14 protein-coding genes are annotated in these 17,699 nt (G+C 71.2%); 2 read left to right on the top strand and 12 right to left on the bottom strand.

The genetic code is table 11. From position 1 onward, the window contains the following. Window positions 1–46 precede the first annotated feature (46 nt). The 6 genes from AC0L6F_RS10605 to AC0L6F_RS10580 all read right to left on the bottom strand — a co-directional run bounded on the left by AC0L6F_RS10605 (window position 47) and on the right by AC0L6F_RS10580 (window position 6,755). Window positions 47–1,165: an ABC transporter substrate-binding protein gene (locus AC0L6F_RS10605; RefSeq protein WP_473537880.1), complete on the bottom strand. Its 1,119-nt coding sequence runs from the start codon at window positions 1,163–1,165 to the stop codon at window positions 47–49. 102 nt (window positions 1,166–1,267) lie between these two features. Next, window positions 1,268–2,443, bottom strand: coding sequence for an ROK family transcriptional regulator (locus AC0L6F_RS10600; protein WP_473537879.1), 1,176 nt, complete (start codon window positions 2,441–2,443; stop codon window positions 1,268–1,270). A gap of 68 nt (window positions 2,444–2,511) precedes the next feature. Beyond that, on the bottom strand, window positions 2,512–3,879 hold the full coding sequence (locus tag AC0L6F_RS10595) for an FAD-binding oxidoreductase (protein WP_473537878.1): 1,368 nt from the start codon (window positions 3,877–3,879) through the stop codon (window positions 2,512–2,514). 146 nt (window positions 3,880–4,025) lie between these two features. Continuing rightward, window positions 4,026–4,520 (bottom strand): bifunctional nuclease family protein, encoded by a 495-nt coding sequence (locus tag AC0L6F_RS10590; RefSeq protein WP_259613138.1) that lies wholly within the window; start codon window positions 4,518–4,520, stop codon window positions 4,026–4,028. An 82-nt stretch (window positions 4,521–4,602) separates the two neighbouring features. Then, window positions 4,603–5,901: a M18 family aminopeptidase gene (locus AC0L6F_RS10585; protein WP_473537877.1), complete on the bottom strand. Its 1,299-nt coding sequence runs from the start codon at window positions 5,899–5,901 to the stop codon at window positions 4,603–4,605. Between the two features lie 191 nt (window positions 5,902–6,092). Next, window positions 6,093–6,755 carry a histidine phosphatase family protein gene (locus AC0L6F_RS10580; RefSeq protein WP_473537876.1) on the bottom strand — a complete coding sequence of 221 codons (663 nt, stop codon included), beginning with the start codon at window positions 6,753–6,755 and terminating at the stop codon, window positions 6,093–6,095. Between the two features lie 110 nt (window positions 6,756–6,865). On the opposite strand from AC0L6F_RS10580, the gene AC0L6F_RS10575 reads away from it, so the two are divergent. Together AC0L6F_RS10575 and AC0L6F_RS10570 are read left to right on the top strand one after the other, a co-directional pair. After that, entirely contained in the window at window positions 6,866–7,543 is a 678-nt protein-coding gene (locus AC0L6F_RS10575) for an SDR family NAD(P)-dependent oxidoreductase (protein ID WP_473537875.1), read from the top strand. A gap of 517 nt (window positions 7,544–8,060) precedes the next feature. Beyond that, complete coding sequence (locus AC0L6F_RS10570; RefSeq protein WP_473537874.1) at window positions 8,061–11,285, top strand: ExeM/NucH family extracellular endonuclease; 3,225 nt, start codon at window positions 8,061–8,063, stop codon at window positions 11,283–11,285. 179 nt (window positions 11,286–11,464) lie between these two features. On the opposite strand, the gene AC0L6F_RS10565 is transcribed toward AC0L6F_RS10570, so the two are convergent. Genes AC0L6F_RS10565 through AC0L6F_RS10540 form a run of 6 tightly spaced genes read right to left on the bottom strand, consistent with a single transcriptional unit; the run spans window position 11,465 to window position 17,660 of the window. Then, window positions 11,465–12,892 (bottom strand): NAD-dependent succinate-semialdehyde dehydrogenase, encoded by a 1,428-nt coding sequence (locus tag AC0L6F_RS10565; protein ID WP_473537873.1) that lies wholly within the window; start codon window positions 12,890–12,892, stop codon window positions 11,465–11,467. Further along, entirely contained in the window at window positions 12,889–14,121 is a 1,233-nt protein-coding gene (locus AC0L6F_RS10560; protein ID WP_473537872.1) for an iron-containing alcohol dehydrogenase, read from the bottom strand. Before AC0L6F_RS10560 ends, AC0L6F_RS10565 begins: the two co-directional genes overlap by 4 nt. Further along, window positions 14,118–14,891 carry an HpcH/HpaI aldolase family protein gene (locus AC0L6F_RS10555; protein WP_473537871.1) on the bottom strand — a complete coding sequence of 258 codons (774 nt, stop codon included), beginning with the start codon at window positions 14,889–14,891 and terminating at the stop codon, window positions 14,118–14,120. The genes AC0L6F_RS10560 and AC0L6F_RS10555 overlap by 4 nt, the downstream gene beginning before the upstream one ends. Further along, on the bottom strand, window positions 14,891–15,802 hold the full coding sequence (locus AC0L6F_RS10550; RefSeq protein WP_473537870.1) for a cupin domain-containing protein: 912 nt from the start codon (window positions 15,800–15,802) through the stop codon (window positions 14,891–14,893). The genes AC0L6F_RS10555 and AC0L6F_RS10550 overlap by 1 nt, the downstream gene beginning before the upstream one ends. Then, window positions 15,799–16,737, bottom strand: a complete 939-nt coding sequence (kce, locus tag AC0L6F_RS10545) for a 3,5-dioxohexanoate:acetyl-CoA acetone transferase (RefSeq protein WP_473537869.1) — start codon at window positions 16,735–16,737, stop codon at window positions 15,799–15,801. The genes AC0L6F_RS10550 and kce overlap by 4 nt, the downstream gene beginning before the upstream one ends. Continuing rightward, on the bottom strand, window positions 16,737–17,660 hold the full coding sequence (locus AC0L6F_RS10540) for a DUF6282 family protein (RefSeq protein WP_274636551.1): 924 nt from the start codon (window positions 17,658–17,660) through the stop codon (window positions 16,737–16,739). The genes kce and AC0L6F_RS10540 overlap by 1 nt, the downstream gene beginning before the upstream one ends. Window positions 17,661–17,699: the final 39 nt, after the last annotated feature.

The following is a 17,699-nucleotide window of genomic DNA, read 5'->3' as shown; positions in this document are numbered from 1 at the left end:
GTGCGCGTGCCGGCCGGGTCGCCCCGGCCGGCACGCGGGAGGGATGCTACTCGAGACCGTTCTTCTGGCACGCCGCCTTGTAGGCCGAGGTGCAGATCTGGTCCACGGTGTACAGGCCGTCCTTGACCACGGTGTCCTTGATGTTGTCGACGGTCACGGCGACCGGCGTCAGCAGGAAGGAGGGGATGGACGTCCCGCTCGCGGTGTCGGCTGCGGCATCCGCCTTCGGGCTCTCACCCTTGGTCAGCGCCACGGCCAGCTCGGCCGCCTGGTACGCCTCGGGCTTGAACGCCTTGTAGACCGACATGTACTGGTCGCCGGCGAGGATCCGCTGGATGCCCGAGAGCGCGGCGTCCTGACCGGTCACCGGGGGCAGCGGCTTGATGCCGCCGGCCTTCAGCGCCGCGATCGCGCCACCGGCGGTGTCGTCGTTCGCGTCGTAGACGCCCTTGATCTTGTCGCCGAACTTGGTCACCTGGCCGGAGACCCAGTCCTGAGCCTTCGGCGGCTCCCATCCGGGTGTGTCGTACTCGGCGAGCACGGTCAGCCCGGAGGAGTCGATGACGCTGTGCGCGCCCTTCTTGAACTGGGCCGCGTTCGGGTCGGTCGGCGAGCCGTTGACCATGATGATGCCGGCGTCGGACGGCAGGCCGAGGGCCTTCATCCGGTCGACCAGGGCCTGGGCCTGCAGCTGCCCGACCTTCTCGTTGTCGAAGGACACGTAGTAGGCGACGTCGGCGCTGTCCACGAGACGGTCGTAGGAGATGACCGGGATGTTCTTCGACTTGGCCTGGTTCACGATCGCGGCCGCGGCCTTGCCATCGAACGGGTCGAGGACGAGCACGTTCACGCCCTGCGTGAGCATCGACTCGGCCTGCTGCTGCTGCTTGGCCGCGTCGCCGTCGGCGTTCGCGTAGAGCACCTCGCAGCCGGAGCAGAGGTCCTTGACCTTCTCTTCGAAGTAGGGCTTGTCGGCACTCGCGTACCGCTCGGTGACGTTGTCGGGAAGGAGCAGGCCGATCTTGGCCGAGCTCGCGTCGGCGCCCGTGGAGGCCGAGGCGTTGTCTCCGGCCTTCTGCGCGCCGTTCGAACACGCCGACAGCATGCCCATGGACAGGAGCAGCGCGGTCGTGGCGACGAGCGCTCTCTTGGTGGTGATCTTCATCGAAACCTCCGTTGCTGTGCCGACCACTGTGGCGACGATGTTGAGCATTCCATCTTCCCGCGTTGGCGTCAAGACTTGAACACAACGGTTTGGCAACGCCGTTCAGACCGCCGCCGACTGCACGTTCACCTGATCGATCGCGTGCACCGCCGCCCCGATCGCGGCCGCGCTCACTCCGAGCTGCCCCTGCACCACGTCGGGGGCGGAGGCGACATCCACGATCACCGAGTTCTCCATCGCCAGCCGGATCGGTCCGAGCAGCAGCTCGCCGGCGCGGGCGAGGTCGCCGCCGACCACGATCCGCTCCGGGTCGATCAGGTTGCAGAGGTTGCCCGTGGCCAGGCCGATGTGCTTGCCGGCATCGGACAGCGCGCGGATGCTGGCCCCGTCGCCGGCCATCGCCCGCACGACGATGTCGCCGAGCTTCATCGCGCCGGCGATGGGCTCGAGCCGCTCGAGGATCGCCGGTCCGCCGGCGATCGCCTCGAGGCATCCGCGGTTGCCGCAGCGGCAGAGCGGTCCGTCCTCCAGGATCACGGTGTGGCCGAGTTCGCCGGCGGTGCCGTTGTGCCCGCGCAGCACCTGGCCGCCGAGGATCAGGCCCGCGCCGATGCCGTCGCCGATGTCGAGGTAGATGACGTTCTGCCGGCCGCGTCCCGCACCCAGCCGGGCCTCGGCGAGGGCGGCGAGGTTGGACGCGTTGTCGAGGTGGACGGGGCGACGCAGCCGCCGACGCATCACGTCCGCGATGTCGACGCCGGTCCATCCGCGCAGGATGCCGCGGCCCGCCACCCGGCCGGTGGCCCGGTCCAGCGGCGCCGAGATCGCCACGCCCACGCCGAGCAGCTCGTCCAGCCCGGAATCCAGGGTGGAGAGCATGTCGGCCAGCAGCAGCGTGGCCCGATCCAGCTCGTTGTCGGCGCGGTGATCGCGGGCCAGGGGCATGTGCCGCTCGCTGAGCACGGTGCGGTTCACGTCGGCGACGATCACCCGCAGATGACGGGTGTTGACGTGGATGCCGGCGACCAGACCGACCGCACGGTTGAACGTGACCAGGCTCGCGCGCCGACCGCTGCGGGTGCTGGGCGTGGTGCGCAGCACGCCGACGCCGGCCAGCTCGCGCACGATGTTGGAGACGGATGCCGGGGACAGGCCCGTGATGGCGGCCAGCTCGACCTGGGTCAGGCCGCCGTGCTTGTTGATGGCGGTGACGATTCGAGCACGGTTGGCTTCACGAAGTGAAGCCTGCGAGCCCGGAGTCCGTCGTTGGTTTGCCACGAGCACACGATACCCGGTGACTCGCCCGCGGCAACCGTGGGTTCTGCCGAGCCCGCCCGGCGGCGATGTCAGCGCACGCGATGCGCGGCCAGGAAGACGTCCTCCGGATCGTAGCGGAGCTTGAGCTCGGCGAGCCGCGCAGCGGATTCGCCGAACCCGCCGGCCGGGTCGCGGTCGTCGTCGACGAACGTGAGCGCCAGGCCCGGACCGTGCCACTCCGACAGCGCGCCGACCACGCCCCGGACCGCGGCGGTGGCCGCGGGCAGGGCGTCCGGCACGGGGACGAGCTGAACGGCGGACAGGAGATGCTCGCCGATCACCGCCCCGACCGCGCCGGCGTCGGCCGGGCGGCGTCCGAGCGCACCGCCCAGGTGCCGGATCTCGCTGACCATCGGCCGGGCCGTGAACGCCGCGGACACGAACGCGTCGACGGCTGGGGCATCCAGTGCGGCCAGCATGGCGTGATCCTGCACGGCGCCGGCCGGCTCGGGCGGGTCCATGTGCACGTCGACCAAGCCGGGTGCGGGCATGCGGGCGAATGTGTCCAGCTCGGGTGCGAGCGCGCGCAGCGGCTGGAGGATGGCCGCGGCCGCGGCATCCGTGTCGAGGATCGCGCCGTCCACGATCACGACCGACCGGCCGGACAGGAACGGCGGCAGCTCGGGGATGGGCGGGAAGTGCATGATCCGCAGCGCGGTGGTCGCCGATTCGGGGGCGGATGCCGTCCACTGCGCCCACGCCTGCGCGACCTCGACCGCGCGGGCGCCGTCCCAGAGCAGCATGCCGGCGAAGACATCCGCGATCGGCAGCAGGTCGATCTCGAGTTCGACGACCACGCCGAACGCGCCGGCACCGCCGCGCAGGGCCCAGAACAGGTCGGGGTTCTCGGTGGCGCTCGCGGTGAGGATCGACCCGTCGGCGGTGACCACGCGCGCCGCGCGGACCGTGTTGGTGGCCAGGCCGTGCCGACGGCCGTAGAACGAGATCCCGCCGGTGAGGGTGTAGCCGATGACCGAGATGTCGGCGGCGCTGCCGTGCAGACCGGTCAGCCCGTGCTCGGCCGCGACCGGGAGCAGGTCGTGCCAGGCGGTGCTGCCTCGCACGGTCGCCGTGCGCGCGGCCGGATCGACGTCCACCCCGCGCAAGCCCCGGAGCGAGACGATGACTGTCCCCGACAGGTCGGCTCCGCGCAGTGCGCCGGCGCCGTGGCCAGTGGACTGCGCCGTGACGCGCAGGCCGGATGCGGCGGCCGCCGCGACCACGGCGGCCACCTCGGCCTCGGTCTCGGGCAGCGCCACGGCGAACGGTCGTTGGTCGACGGCGAGGTTCCAGGCGGTGCGGGCGGCGTCGTAGCCGGCGTCGGCGGTGAAGAGCACGCGGGTGCCCAGGGCGTCGCGCAGCGGCTGCGCGGCCTCGTCAGAGGTGAGAAGTGTCATGTCGTCCGATCCTCGGGGGGATGCCGCATCCATCACGACGACGGAACGGCTCTGCCGGGACAGAGACGGTGTGCGCACCCCAGATACACGCGATGTCACGATTGTGCTCCTGCCCGGTGACATTGGGAAGGGGGCATGAGGGCGGGTTATTCCCGGAAGTCCTCCGGGTCGACCTCCTCGATGAACTTGGAGAACTCCTCGACCTCGGTCTCGGTCTCGGCCTCGGTGATCACGTCGTCGACCCCCGCCGCGGCGAGCACCTCGTCGGCGACGAATATCGGGGCGTCCGTGCGCGCGGCCAGCGCCACGGCATCCGAGGGACGCGCGTCGATGCGCTGCACGCCGCCCGTGCCGCCGGCGACGGTGATCTCGGCATAGAAGGTGCCGTCGTCGATCCGGGTGATCTCGACCCGCTCCACGGTGGCGCCGAGCGTCTCCAGGACCGTGCGCAGCAGATCGTGTGTGAGCGGCCTGGGCGTCTCGGTCCCCTCGATGGCGACCATGATCGCGGTGGCCTCCATCTCGCCGATCCAGATCGGCAGCAGCTTGCTCTCCGCCGGCACCGCCTCCAGCGGCTGGAGCAGGATCACATGCTGCCCCGACGTGTCGAGGGCGACTCCCGCGACTCGAACCTGGACCATGATTCCTCCCGGTGCCCGTCTGGCCATGGTACGCATCACCCGGCCCGGCGTGGGCCGGTCTGCGCGCCCCCGCCCCCGCGCGTCAGGACGCGAAGAAGGTCTGGGCGACGCGGGTCAGGGCGTGCAGGTCGGCGACGCCGGCCAGCTCGCGGGCGGAGTGCATCGACAGGATCGGGATGCCGACGTCCACGGTGCGGATGCCGAGCCGGGTCGCCGTGATCGGGCCGATCGTCGAGCCGCACGGGACGGCGTTGTGCGAGACGAACTCCTGGCTGGCCACGCCGGTCGCGGCGCACCAGCGGCTCCAGGCGGCCGCACCGGCGGCATCCGTCGCATAGCGCTGGTTCGCGTTGATCTTCAGGATCGGCCCGGATCCGAGCAGGGGCTGCACCACCGGATCGTGCTTGTCGGCGTAGTTCGGGTGCACCGAGTGGCCGACGTCGCTGGAGACGCACCACGATGCCGCCAGCGCTCGCAGCTGCTGGTCGCGATCGGCGCCGAGGGCCAGCCAGACGCGCTCGAGCACGTTCTCCAGGAACGGACCGGCGGCGCCCGAGCGCGTGGCCGACCCCACCTCTTCGTGGTCGAACACGGCCAGCATCGCGATCCGGTCCAGGTCGCCCTGCGCGGCGATCCGCGCCAGCGCGGCCACCCCGGCGTGCACCGAGGCGAGGTCGTCGAGCCGGCCGGCGGCGAAGAACGCGTCATCCTTGCCGAAGACCCGTCCGCGGGCGGTGTCGGCGGTGACGACGTCGTAGCCCCGGATGCGGGCGGCGTCGACGCCCGCGGATGCCGCGAGCTCGGCGAGGATGTCGGCGGAGTCGGCCTCGCCGAGCCCCCACACCGGCTGGGTGTGCCGCTGCTTGTCCAGCGTGAGACCCTCGTTCGCCGAGCGGTCGAGGTGGATCGCCAGCTGCGGCAGCCGCAGCAGCGGGCCGGTGGATGCCAGAACCTGCGCGCCGTCGTCGAGCACGAGTCGCCCCGCCAGCGTGAGTTCGCGATCGAGCCAGGAGTTCAGCAGCGGGCCGCCGTACACCTCGACCCCGGCTTGCAGCCAGCCGCGCGATCCGGTCGTCGGCCGCGGCTTCAGCGTGAAGGCGGGCGAGTCGCTGTGCGCGCCGAAGATATGCATTCCTGTTTCGGCATATGCCTGCTCGGGGACGACCCAGGCGATGATCGCCCCGTCGCGCAGCACGAAGAACCGGCCGCCCGGCTGAGCCGGCCAGGGCTGCGTCTCGTCGAGCGCACGGAAACCGGCATCGCCCAGGCGCCGGGCCACCTCGGCGGCGGCGTGGAAGCTCGACGGCGAGGCCGCGACGAAATCAGCGAGGTCTTCGGCGTGGGCGAGGGCGTCGGGAGTGGGCACGGCGGGAGTGGGCACGGAGCGGCCTTCCTGGCAGAGCGGATGCGGTTCTTCGATCGTACGCGTGAGCGTGTGGGCCGCCCGGTCGCGCGGCGGGGCCGAGCCGCGGACCGAGCGACAGGGCCGAGCGGCGGGGTCGAGCGACAGGGCCGAGCGGCGGGGTCGAGCGGCCCGTCGAGCGGCGGGCCGAGCGACAGGGCCGAGCGGCCTCAGTCCTGTGCGACGGGCTCTCCGGCAGGGCCGGCGGCCGCGGACTCCACCCGGTCGCCGCCGATGGCTTCGCCCATGAAGCTCAGGATCTCCCAGCCCGCGTCCGGAGTGCCGTCCGCGACCACGACTCCGGTGTTGTGCAGCGGGTTGTGCATGATGAAGTCAGACGGCACGTTCCGGCCGCGCAGCGACATCCACGCACGGATCGCCGCGCCGTGACTGACCACCGCGACCGCCTCGTGATCGCCGGACGCGGCCTCGGCGATCACGTCGTCGAACCGGTCGAGGAACTCCGCGCCGCTCTCGCCCCCGGGGATGCGGCGGTCCAGTTCGCCGTGCGTCCAGTCGAAGACCGTGCTCATGTACCGCATGACCGAGTCGTGGTCGCTGCGCATCTCGAGGTCGCCGGAGGTGATCTCGCGGACGCCGGGGCGTTCGATGGTCTCCAGCCGCCGGGCGGCGGCGAGGTGCGCGGCGGTGAGGTGGGTGCGCACCATGGTCGACACGTAGATCGCCGAGATGTCCTCGTCGGCCAGCGCCCGCGGCAGCGCCGCCGCCTGCTCCAGACCGAGGCCGGTCAGTCCCGGCCCGGGCACCCGGGTGTCGAGCAGTCCGCTGACGTTCGACGGAGTCTGGCCGTGACGAATGAGGACGAGACGCACTTCGCTCCCTGGAGATCGGTGTGGACGCAGATCGGTTGGACGCGTCATCCCAGACTACAAGCGGTCCGCCGGGCTTCTCCGCGTCCGCCGGCCGGACTATCGTCGCCTGCATGGACCTCGAACTGAAAGGGCGCGTCGTCCTCGTCGTCGGCGCGACCGGATTCATCGGATCGGCCGTCGCCGGGCGGCTGCGGACCGAGGGCGCGACGGTGGTCGCGGCATCCCGTCACACCTCGGAGGGCGTGGTGATGGACGCCCGCGACGACGTCTCGGTGCGCGACGGGCTGGAGCGCGTGCTGCGGGAGCACGGGCGATTGGATGCCGTGGTGGTGACCGCCGCACCGGCCGCGCAGACCCTCGACCCGTCACGGAGCTCTGATCCGGACCAGGTGCTGGAGGCGGTGGAGACCAAGTCGCTGGCGTTCCTGCGGGTGGCGGGCGCGGTGCTGCCCACGATGACCGATGCCGGCTATGGCCGGGTCGTGGGGGTGAGCGGTCAGAACGCGTTCACCACCGGGAGCATCGCGGGGTCGGTGCGCAATGCCGCGCTGATCATCGCGGCGAAGAACCTGGCCGATCAGGTCGCCGGCACCGGCGTGACGGTGAACACGGTGAGCCCCGGCATCGTCTCCACCGATCCCGATCGCGACGTCGCGCACGGTGGGGGCCAGTGCACCCCGGACGAGATCGCCGACCTCATCGCGTTCCTCGTCTCGCCACTCGGCGGGGGCGTCTCGGGCGAGTCGATCGCCGTCGGCCATCGCATGCGCGGCACCACCGGGCTGTAGCGCGCGGGACCCGGGCTGGGGTCAGCGCCGGTGCGCGCAGGTGCAGAACTCCGGAGACCTGGTGGCCCGAGGGCCAGGACGGGTCTGATTCCGGACCCCAGGTCGAAATCTCCGGAGTTCTGCACGCCAGGTGCGGCCGACGCACGGCCGCACCCGGGCTCTGAACCGGGCGCGGCCGATTGGTCGCGCTGCGGCCGCCCGCCGCAGCACTCGGCCGGAGGAGTCTGGTGCCGGTGGCCGGGCGTGCAGAACTCCGGAAGTCCGGCGCCCAGAGGCCCGGGATTGACCTTATTCCTGCCCCTCGCGTGAGAACTTCCGGAGTTCTGCACGGGCAAGGCGGCGGGCGCAGCGGCCGGATGGCCCCGGATCGGTGAACAGTCCGTGTCTGCGACCGGACATCTCGCGCAGGGGCTGGTGCGCGTCGGGGGGTCGTGCCATCCTGGGGCATCGGGTGCCGCAGCGACGATCCGCGGCGGCGCCCGCTCCCTGCGAGAACCCACGAGGAAGTGTGCCCGGGATGAACCGATTCGCCACCATCGCCGTCTGCCTGGCCACCGTGGCCGCCACCTGCACGGTCGTCGCCGCGCCGGCCATGGCGAACACGGCCGGCACGGATGTCGTCATCAGCGAGGTCTACGGCGGGGGCGGCAACTCCGGCGCCACCTTCACCAACGACTTCATCGAGCTGTACAACCCCACCGCCGCCGCCATCGCACTGGACGGCTGGAGTGTGCAGTACGCCTCGGCGAGCGGCACCTCGTGGAGTGCGACCCCGCTGCACGGCAGCATCCCGGCGGGCGGCCACTATCTGGTGCAGGAGGCGCAGGGCGCCGCCGGCACCATGCCCCTGCCCACCCCGGACGCGACCGGCACGCTGGCGATGTCGGGTTCCAGCGGCAAGGTCGCCCTCGTCTCCAGCACCGCAGCGCTCTCCTGCGGCACTGCCTGCGCCACCACAGTCGTCGACTTCGTCGGCTACGGCACCGCCAACGACCGGGAGGGGAGCGGGTCCGCTCCCACACTGACCAACACCACCGCCGACGCCCGCACGAACGGCGTCGACACCGACGACAACCTCGCTGATTTCACCAGGGGCACTCCCGCCCCGGAGAACTCCGGCGGCGGCGACACGGCCGCCGTCGCCGTCACGAACCCCGGCGATCGGACCGGCACGGTCGGCACCGCGATCGCGCCGATCACCCTCACCGCCACCGGCGGCACCGCGCCGTACACGTGGGAGGCGACCGGCCTCCCCAGCGGACTGGTCATCACCGCCGCCGGCATCATCTCCGGCACCCCCGACACCGCCGGCACCTCCACGGTCGCGGTGACCGCGACCGACGCCGCCGGCGCGGCAGGATCAGCCACGTTCGCGTTCGAGGTCGCAGGCCCGGCAGCTGCGGTGACGATCGCCGAGATCCAGGGGACCGACACCGACACGTCGCCGTACAGCGGGAAGCACGTGACCACCACCGGCGTGGTCACCGCGGCCTACCCGACCGGCGGGTTCAACGGGTTCTACCTGCAGACCGGCGGTTCCGGCGGCGAGCCGGATGCCACGCCCGGCGCCTCGGACGGCATCTTCGTGTTCGGATCGCAGTCGGCAGCCGTCGTGGCGGTCGGCGAGAGCGTCAGCGTCACCGGCGAGGTGCAGGAGTACCAGGGCACCACCGAGATCACGTTCCCGACCGTCACCAAGCTCGCGCAGCCTCTGCCGGCCGTGACCGCCGGAGCCCTCCCGTGGAACCGGCTCGACACCGCCGCCGAGAAGGAGGCGCACGAGGGCGAGCTGCTCGCACCCCAGGGCGCGTTCACCGTGTCGGACAACTACGACACCAACTACTACGGCTCGTTCGTGCTCGCCGCCGGCACCACGCCGCTCGCCCAGCCCACCGACGTGGGCCCGGCCGGCAGCGACGCCGCGCAGGCCGCCGTCGCCGACAACGCGCGCCGGATGATCACGCTGGACGACGGCTCGAGCTGGAACTACGCCGTGTTCAGCTCGCACACCGGCGACCCGCTGCCGTGGCTCACCTCCGACAATCACCCGCGGGTGGGCGCGGCCGTCACCTTCACCGCCCCGGTGATCCTCGAGTACCGGTTCGACGCCTGGAACCTCCAGCCCGCGCACCAGGTCACCGACGCCGGCACGGATGTCGTGACCTTCGCTGACACCCGTGCCGACAACCAGCATCCTGCCGCCGTCGGCGGAGACATCCGACTGGCCACGTTCAACGTGGAGAACTACTTCGCCACCACCGGCGAGGAGTACGTGGCCAAGGGGCTCGGCACCTGCACCTGGTACGACGACCGGCAGGGCAACCACGTCACCGACAACCGGTGCGTGGGCACCGACGGCAGCGCGGGCCCGCGGGGCGCCGCCACGGCCGCGAGCTTCGCCAAGCAGCAGGCCAAGATCGTGACCGGGATCAACCGGCTCGACGCCGGCATCGTGTCGCTGGAGGAGATAGAGAACTCGGTGAAGTTCGGCGAGCCGCGCGATGCGGCCCTGGCCGGGCTGGTCGATGCGCTGAACGCCGCAGCCGGATCGCCGGTGTGGGCGTACGCGCCGTCGCCGGATGCCGCGGACCTGCCGCCCACGGCGCAGCAGGACGTGATCCGCACCGCGTTCATCTACAAGCCGGCCGAGGTCTCGCCGGTCGGCGCCTCGCACGTGCTGAGCGACGAGTCTGGCGCGGGCCAGTCGTTCTCGATCGCGCGCGAACCGCTGGCGCAGGCGTTCACGAAGGCCGGGACATCCGCCCAGTACGCGTTCCTGGTGGTGGCCAACCACTTCAAGTCCAAGGGCGCGGACGCCGACGGCCTGTTCAACGACTGCGTGAACGGCGGGGATGCCGAGAACACCGATCCGGCCCTGGACCAGGGCGCGTTCAACTGCACCCGCGTGCATCAGGCGAAGGATGCCGCGGCCTTCGCCGAGGCGACCGCGAAGAGCATCGGCACCGACCGGATCTTCCTGCTCGGCGACCTGAACGCCTACACGCACGAGGACCCGATGCAGGCACTGTACGACGCCGGATACACCGACCTCGGCAGCGCGATCGACCCCTCCGAGGCGACCTATTCGTACGGCAGCCTGGCCGGCTCGCTCGACCATGTGCTGGCCAATGCGGCGGCGCGGGCGATGGTCACGGGCGCGGACGTCTGGCAGATCAACGCGCAGGAGGCCGTGGCCTATGCGTACAGCCGCGACAACTACAACGTGCGGCAGCTGTTCGATGCGTCCGACCCGTTCGCGGCATCCGATCACGACCCGGTGGTCGTCGGACTGACGCTGCCCGCCCCGGCGGACTGGAACGCCAGCACCGTGTACAACACCGGCGACGAGGTGACCTACGACGGGTCGACGTGGCGCGCGCTGTGGTGGACGAAGAACCAGAAGCCGGGTGACCCGAACGGCGCGTGGGAGCAGATCGTCGTGGGAGTGGACGGGACCGCGGTGTGGACGCCCTCCCGGATCTTCCACGGCGGCGACTCGGTCACGTACCAGGGCAAGACGTATGAGGCGCTGTATTACACGCGCAACCAGAAGCCCGGCGACGCGAAGGGGCCGTGGCAGGAGATGGCGTCCGCGCCCGACGGCACCGCGCTGTGGACGGCCTCACGGGTGTTCGAAGCCGGAGATGTGGCGCTCTACCAGGGCGTCAAGTACGAGGCCCAGTACTACACGCGCGGCGACCGGCCGGGGCAGAAGCACAGCCCGTGGAAGGCGATCGGCTGACCGGATGCCGCGGCCCGCAACCGCTCAGGTCCCTGAGCGAGCGCCAGTCCGCCCAGGTCCCTGAGCGAGCGCCAGTCCGCCCAGGTCCCTGAGCGAGCGCCAGCCCACCCAGGTCCCTGAGCGAGCGCAGCGAGACGAAGGGTCGATACTCGCGCCGCTGGAGGGATGCCGCGGCCCGGTCACGCGGTCAACGCGATGTACTGCTCCTCGAGGAACTCGTGGATGCCCTCGAATCCGCCTTCCCGCCCGAGCCCGCTCTGCTTGACGCCGCCGAACGGGGCGGCGGGATCGCTGACCACGCCGCGGTTGACGGCCACCATCCCGGCTTCCAGTCGCCGGGCCACGGCGACCGCTTCGCGCTCCGGACCGAACACGTACCCCATCAGCCCGTAGATGGTGTCGTTGGCCATGCGGATCGCCTCGTCCACGTCGTCGTACGAGACGATCGCGGTTACGGGCCCGAAGATCTCCGAGGTGTTGATGGTGTCGCCGTGCGCGACATCGACGAGGAGGGTGGGCGCGTAGAAGGCGCCGCCCTCGTGCGGCCGGCCACCGCAGACGACGGTGGCTCCCTGGCGCACCGCGCCCTCCACGAGCCGGGCCACCTTGTCGCGTTCGGCCACCGAGACGTGCGCCCCCAGCTCGTTGGATCGCACGCTGCCGGGACCCACGGTCATCTGCTCGAGTGCCTCTCGCATGCGGGCCACGAACTCGTCGTGCAGGGAGGAATGCACGTAGAACCGGTTGGCGGCCGTGCACGCCGACCCGCCGTTGCGCATCTTCGCCAGGAGTGCGCCCTCGACCGTGACATCCAGGTCCGCGTCGGGCAGGACGATGACCGGGGCATTGCCGCCCAGCTCCATCGACGCGCTCACCACGGTGTCCGCGCAGGCGTGCAGCAGCTCGCGCCCGACCTCGGTCGACCCGGTGAACGACAGCTTGCGCACCTCGGGCCGGTCGATCATGCGGGCCACCAGCGGGCCGGTCGGCACCGGCGTGACCAGGTTGACGATCCCGCGCGGTGCGCCCGCGCGCTGCATCGCCTCCACGATGCAGGCGGCGGTCAGCGGCGTCTCGCGCGCGGGCTTGAGGATCGTCGCGCACCCGGCCGCCAGCGCGGGTGCCAGCTTGCGCGTGGCCATGGCCGCCGGGAAGTTCCACGGCGTGACCAGCAGCGAGACCCCGACCGGCTGCCGATCGACGACGATGCGCTTGCGCCCATCCGGCGAGAGGCGGTAGTCGCCCCCGATCCGCACTGCCTCCTCCGAGAACCACCGGAAGAACTCGATTGCGTAGCCCGCTTCGGCCTCAGCATCCGCCCATGACTTGCCGTTCTCGGCGACGATCACCGCCGCCAGCGCCTCGGCATCGGCGTGCAGCTGTTCGAACACGGCGCGCAGCAGCTCGCTGCGCTCGCGCGGGGCAGTCGTGCCCCACGACTGCTGTGCGGCCGCGGCCGCGTCGACGGCGGCGTCGCAGTCCTCGGCCGTCGCCACCGCGAACCGCGCGATCGTCGACAGGCTCGCCGGGTCGGTCACGGCGAACCGCTCGTCGGACGATCCCGGACGCCACTCGCCGTCGATGAACAGGTCTGCTCGGTACGTCACGATGCGCTCCCACCTGTCAGCGTGCCGGCCAGGGCGTTGTCCAGGATCTCATGCAGCAGCACGGCGTCGGCCGGCACCGGAGAGATCGCCACGAGCCGCTGCGACTGGAGCGCGAGCTCGACGATGCGGGGCAGCTGCCCGCGCTCGATGCCCAGCTCGCCCAGGTCCGGTGGGACCCCGATGAGGCGGTTGAGCTCGACCAGCGCCGCCACGACGGCGCCCGGATCGGCCGCGACGCCGAACGTCGCACCGAGCTCGCCGATCCGCAGGGCGGCCTCGGCATCCTGCGCGAGAATGTCCAGCACGTAGGGAAGCAGCAGCCCCGTGCCCAGCCCGTGCGGCGTCTTGGTGAGTGCGCCGATCGGATACTGCAGGGCGTGTGACAGGTGGGTGCCGGTCGGACCGAACGCGATGCCGGCCTGCAGCGCGCCGACCGAGAGCTCGGCCCGTGCGCGGCGGTCGCCGCCGTCGCGCACGGCGACGGGCAGCCAGCGATGGATGCGTCCTGCCGCCTGAAGGCTCAGACCCGCCGTCAGCACGTTCCGCCCGGTGAACACCGGCACCGCAGCCGCGGAATCCGTCGCCGCCTCCGAGGAGAAGGGCGCGGCCGTATAGGACTCGACGGCGTGCACGAGCGCGTCGATCCCGGCGAATGCGGTGACGGATGCCGGCGCCGCCATGGTCAGCTCCGGGTCGACGAGGGCCACGGCGGGAACCAGGTACGGGCTGGAGACGCCCACCTTCAGTTCACGTTCCGAATCCGCGATCACCGCGACCGGAGTGACCTCCGACCCGGTGCCCGCAGTCGTCGGCAGCGCGACCACCGGCAGCACCGGCCCGGGCACGCGGTTCTCGCCGTAGTAGCGCGAGAGCGGACCGCCGTGCGCGAGGAGCAGGGCGATGAGCTTGCCGGCGTCCAGCGCGCTCCCGCCGCCGACGGCGACGATCACCTGTGCGCCGAAGTCGGCGGCGTCGGCCGCGGCCGCGGTCAGCGAGTCGACCGGCAGCTCCGGCGTGATGTCGGAATACACGCTCACCTGGCGGCCGGCACCCTCCAGCAGTGTGCGCAGCTGCGCCCAGATGGGAGTGCCGACCAGGAACGGGTCGATCACGGCGAGCACGCGCTCGCTGTCGGCAGGCAGCTCGGCGAGCAGCCGCTGTCGCACGCCGAATCCGACGTGCACCCGCGGCGGGAGCCGCAGGGTCCCCTTCAGCCAGGCATCCGTCATGTGAACCTCACCGTCCTTCCGCGCTCGACCGCCGTGCGCGCCGCGGCGCCCAGCAGCCCGGCATCGTTTCCCATCAGCATGAACCGCAGGCCCGCGTCGACCGCGGTCTGCACGGCCTCGGCCGACGCGGCGCCGGCGCACCCGACCGGCATCCCCCTCGTGGACGCCTGCGCGACGGCATCCGCCGTCATCGCAAGCACCCGGGGATCGGACTCGTCGAGCCCCTCGCTCATCGACAGGTCGGCGGTGCCGACCAGCAGCGCATCCACCCCGGGTACGTCCGCGATGGCGCCGGCGTGGGCGATGGCCTCGGCGCTCTCGAGCTGGGCGATGAGCACGGCCTCCTCCCGGCCGAAGCGCACATATTCCTCCCGCGGCATGGCGCCCCAGTCCCCGGCGCGGCTCGTGGCGCCCACGCCGCGCGTTCCGAGGGGCGGGAACCGCACGGCGGATGCCGCCGCCCGTGCCTGCTCGGGGGTGTCGATGTGAGGCACCATGATGCCGTCCGCGCCGGCGTCGAGCACGCGCTGGATGACAGCCGCATCGAGCGCGGGGATCCGCACGATCGGCGCGACCCCGGTGTGCAGCCCGACGCCGATCAGGTCGTAGGCGGTCTGCAGATCGATGGGCGAGTGCTCCAGGTCGATCACGGCGAAATCGAAGCCGGCGAGAGCGATCAGCTCCATGCTGGCCGTCGTCGGCAGCTTGATCCAGGTACCCAGCGCGGGACGATCGTCGTTCAACGCGGCGCGGAAGAGACTGCGCCGCATCATCGGGCCGGGTAGTCGTCGGCGTTGAGGACCCACCCCGAGGCGGAGAAGTCGACGCGCGGGGGCGAGAAGATGTCGATCAGCTGCTGGTGCGGCCCCACTCCCTGGGTGGTGTGCACGGTCGGCGGCGGGATGATGCAGATCGACGGGGTCGCGATCTCGCGACTCTCGTCGGGCCGCCACTGCGTCGAGTCCGGCCCCCACGGATAGCGGATGTGGTGGACGAAGCGCCCCTTGACGGCGAGCGAGATCTGCTCGAAGTCGTCGTGGTGGTGGGGTGAGAGCTTGCGCCGGTCGCGCGGCGCCGGTTCCTCGGCCAGGAAGTTCACCATCAGGTTGGTGGTGCGGAAGATGCGCCCGAAGCGCCCCTCGGCGATCGGGGTGTCGGCCAGCCGGTACACCCGGAGCCGGAATCCGCCGACCGGATCCGGCCACGGCTCCAGCGGCGCCGCCCGCAGGTCGGGCTCGGTATAGGCGGCCGCATTCAGGGCGCCGTTGCGCAGGTCGTCGGCGCGCGTGGAGAACAGGCGGATCACGATGCCGTCGGCATCCGCCCGCACCTCGCTGTCGCCGGACGGCACGACCACGAACGCCTCTTCGGCCACCCGCGCCTCCTCGCCGCCGGCGCTGACCGTGACCGGCGCGGAGTCCGAGTACATCAGCACGGCGTACTCGTCCGGCTGACTGCGGCGGGCGAGCACGTCGCCGGCTTTCACGACCGAGTACGCGATCACCGCGTTCGACGCACGTGCGACCCACGTGCGTCCGCCGCGCGCGGTGGTCTCGGTCGGCTCGTGCGCGAGGAACTCGACCCACTGCGAGGGCTTGATCGGGGTCGTCGGATCGATTGTGCGGGCCGGTGAGACCTCGGCGAGGGTGGAGCGGATGTCGTCTGCGGCATACGTGCTCATGCGGGTGTGCTTCCTTCCCGGACCCGACCGCGCAGCGCGAGGATCTCCCGCGCGTCGTCGGGGGTCGCGATCTGCTTTCCGAGGTCCTCGATCACTCCGCGGATCTTGCGGACCTGCTGGGCGTTCGATTCGGCGAGCCGCCCCTTGCCGATCCAGAGGCTGTCCTCCAGGCCGACGCGCACATGGCCGCCCAGCCAGGCGCTGTGCGTGCCGAACTGCATCTGGTCGCGCCCGGCGGCGAACGCCGAGAACGAGTAGTCGGCGCCGAACAGCTTGTCGGCGATCCGGACCATGTGCTCGAGGTTCTCGTGGTCGGCACCGATGCCGCCGAGGATGCCGAAGACCCCCTGGATCAGCAGCGGCGGCTTCGCGAGACCCTTCTCGACGAAGTGGGCGAGCGAGTACAGGTGGCCGATGTCGTAGCACTCGTACTCGAAGCGCGTGCCCTGCGCGCCCAGCGTGCGCATGGTGTGCTCGATCCGGTCGAAGGTGTTGATGAACGGCTGCGAGTACGTGTTCCGCACGTAGGGCTTCTCCCAGTCGTGCCGCCACTCGGTCACCTTCTCGGCGATGCCGGAGTAGACGAAGTTCATCGAGCCCATGTTCAGCGAGGCGAGCTCGGGCCGGAACCGGGTCGCCGCCGCCAGCCGCTCATCCATCGTCATGGCGGACGATCCGCCGGTCGTGATGTTGATGACCGCATCCGTCTCGGACTCCAGCACCGGCACGATCTGCTCGAACACCTCCGGCTCGAACGCCGGGCGTCCGTCCGGGTGCCGTGCGTGCAGGTGGATGATCGCCGAGCCGGCCTCGACCGCCTCCAGCGACGCCGCCAGCACCTGCTCGGCGCTCAGCGGAAGGTGCGGACTCTGCGACGGGATGTTGACCGAGCCGGTCACCGCCGTCGTGATGATCACCTTGTCGGCTCGACGCATCAGATCGAGTCCTCGAGTCCGAGCAGGTAGGCGGTGTTGCGACAGATCATCTGACGGATGTCGCGCTCGGAGACGCCGTGGTCCAGCAGCTGCTGGATGATCAGGATGTAGCCGTCGACCGGCAGCGGGTTGCCCTTCTGCCCGAGGTCGGAATCGATCACGGTGTGCTCGGGGCCGATCCGCTCGATCCAGTCCACGAGCCGCTGGATCGGCCATTGCGGCGCCGAGACGCCGGGGTGGTACATCGCCAGCTCGTGCTCCACGAAGGCGCCGAGTCCCACGAGCTCGTCGAGCACGTTCTCGGGTGTGTTCACGATGAAGTCCGGGTGGTGCAGCAGCAGGCGCTTCACCCCGTTGCGGTGCGCGGCGTGGAAGAACGCCGAGATCGAGGTGGGGTCGAGGTGACCGCCGGTGAGCATGACTCCGGCTTCGGCCACGAGCTTGGTCACGGTGTCGGCGGCCTCGGAGACGTCGCCGTCGTCGCCGAGGACCGTCTCGGTCCGCTCGTACAGGTTGCCGCCGATCGTGGGGAACCCGTCGTCGTGGCTGTGAGCGGCGATGTGCTGTGCTGCCGAGACCGTGGGGCCCCAGACGCAGCGCCCGCCCATCGAGAGGGCGAGGGCGACCGCCGAGGGGTTCACGCCGCCGACCTCGGTGTTCAGGGCGACGCCGCCGTACACCGGCGTCGGTGCGTCGGCGAGTGGCTTGCTCATGGCCAGGACGTCCATCGCGGTGTTGTGGTGGTGCGACTTGACCAGGATGGCGCGCATGTTGATGCGGGCCGCGTCATAGGACGCGTCGACGTGGTCGATGCGACGCGGGAACGGGCTCGGGCCCGAGTGGGTATGCAGGTCGACGGCCCCGTCGAGCACTTTGAGCAGAGCGGGGGTGGGAGTCAGGGAATCTTCGCCGACGAACGTCACTATGGTCACCTTTGTTCGGAATACGTATTGCTGGTTCAT

It is taken from the genome of Microbacterium sp. G2-16M (assembly GCF_055809115.1).
The sequence above is the reverse complement of the archived record's forward strand: the minus strand, read 5'-3'. Positions and strand labels throughout refer to the sequence as shown.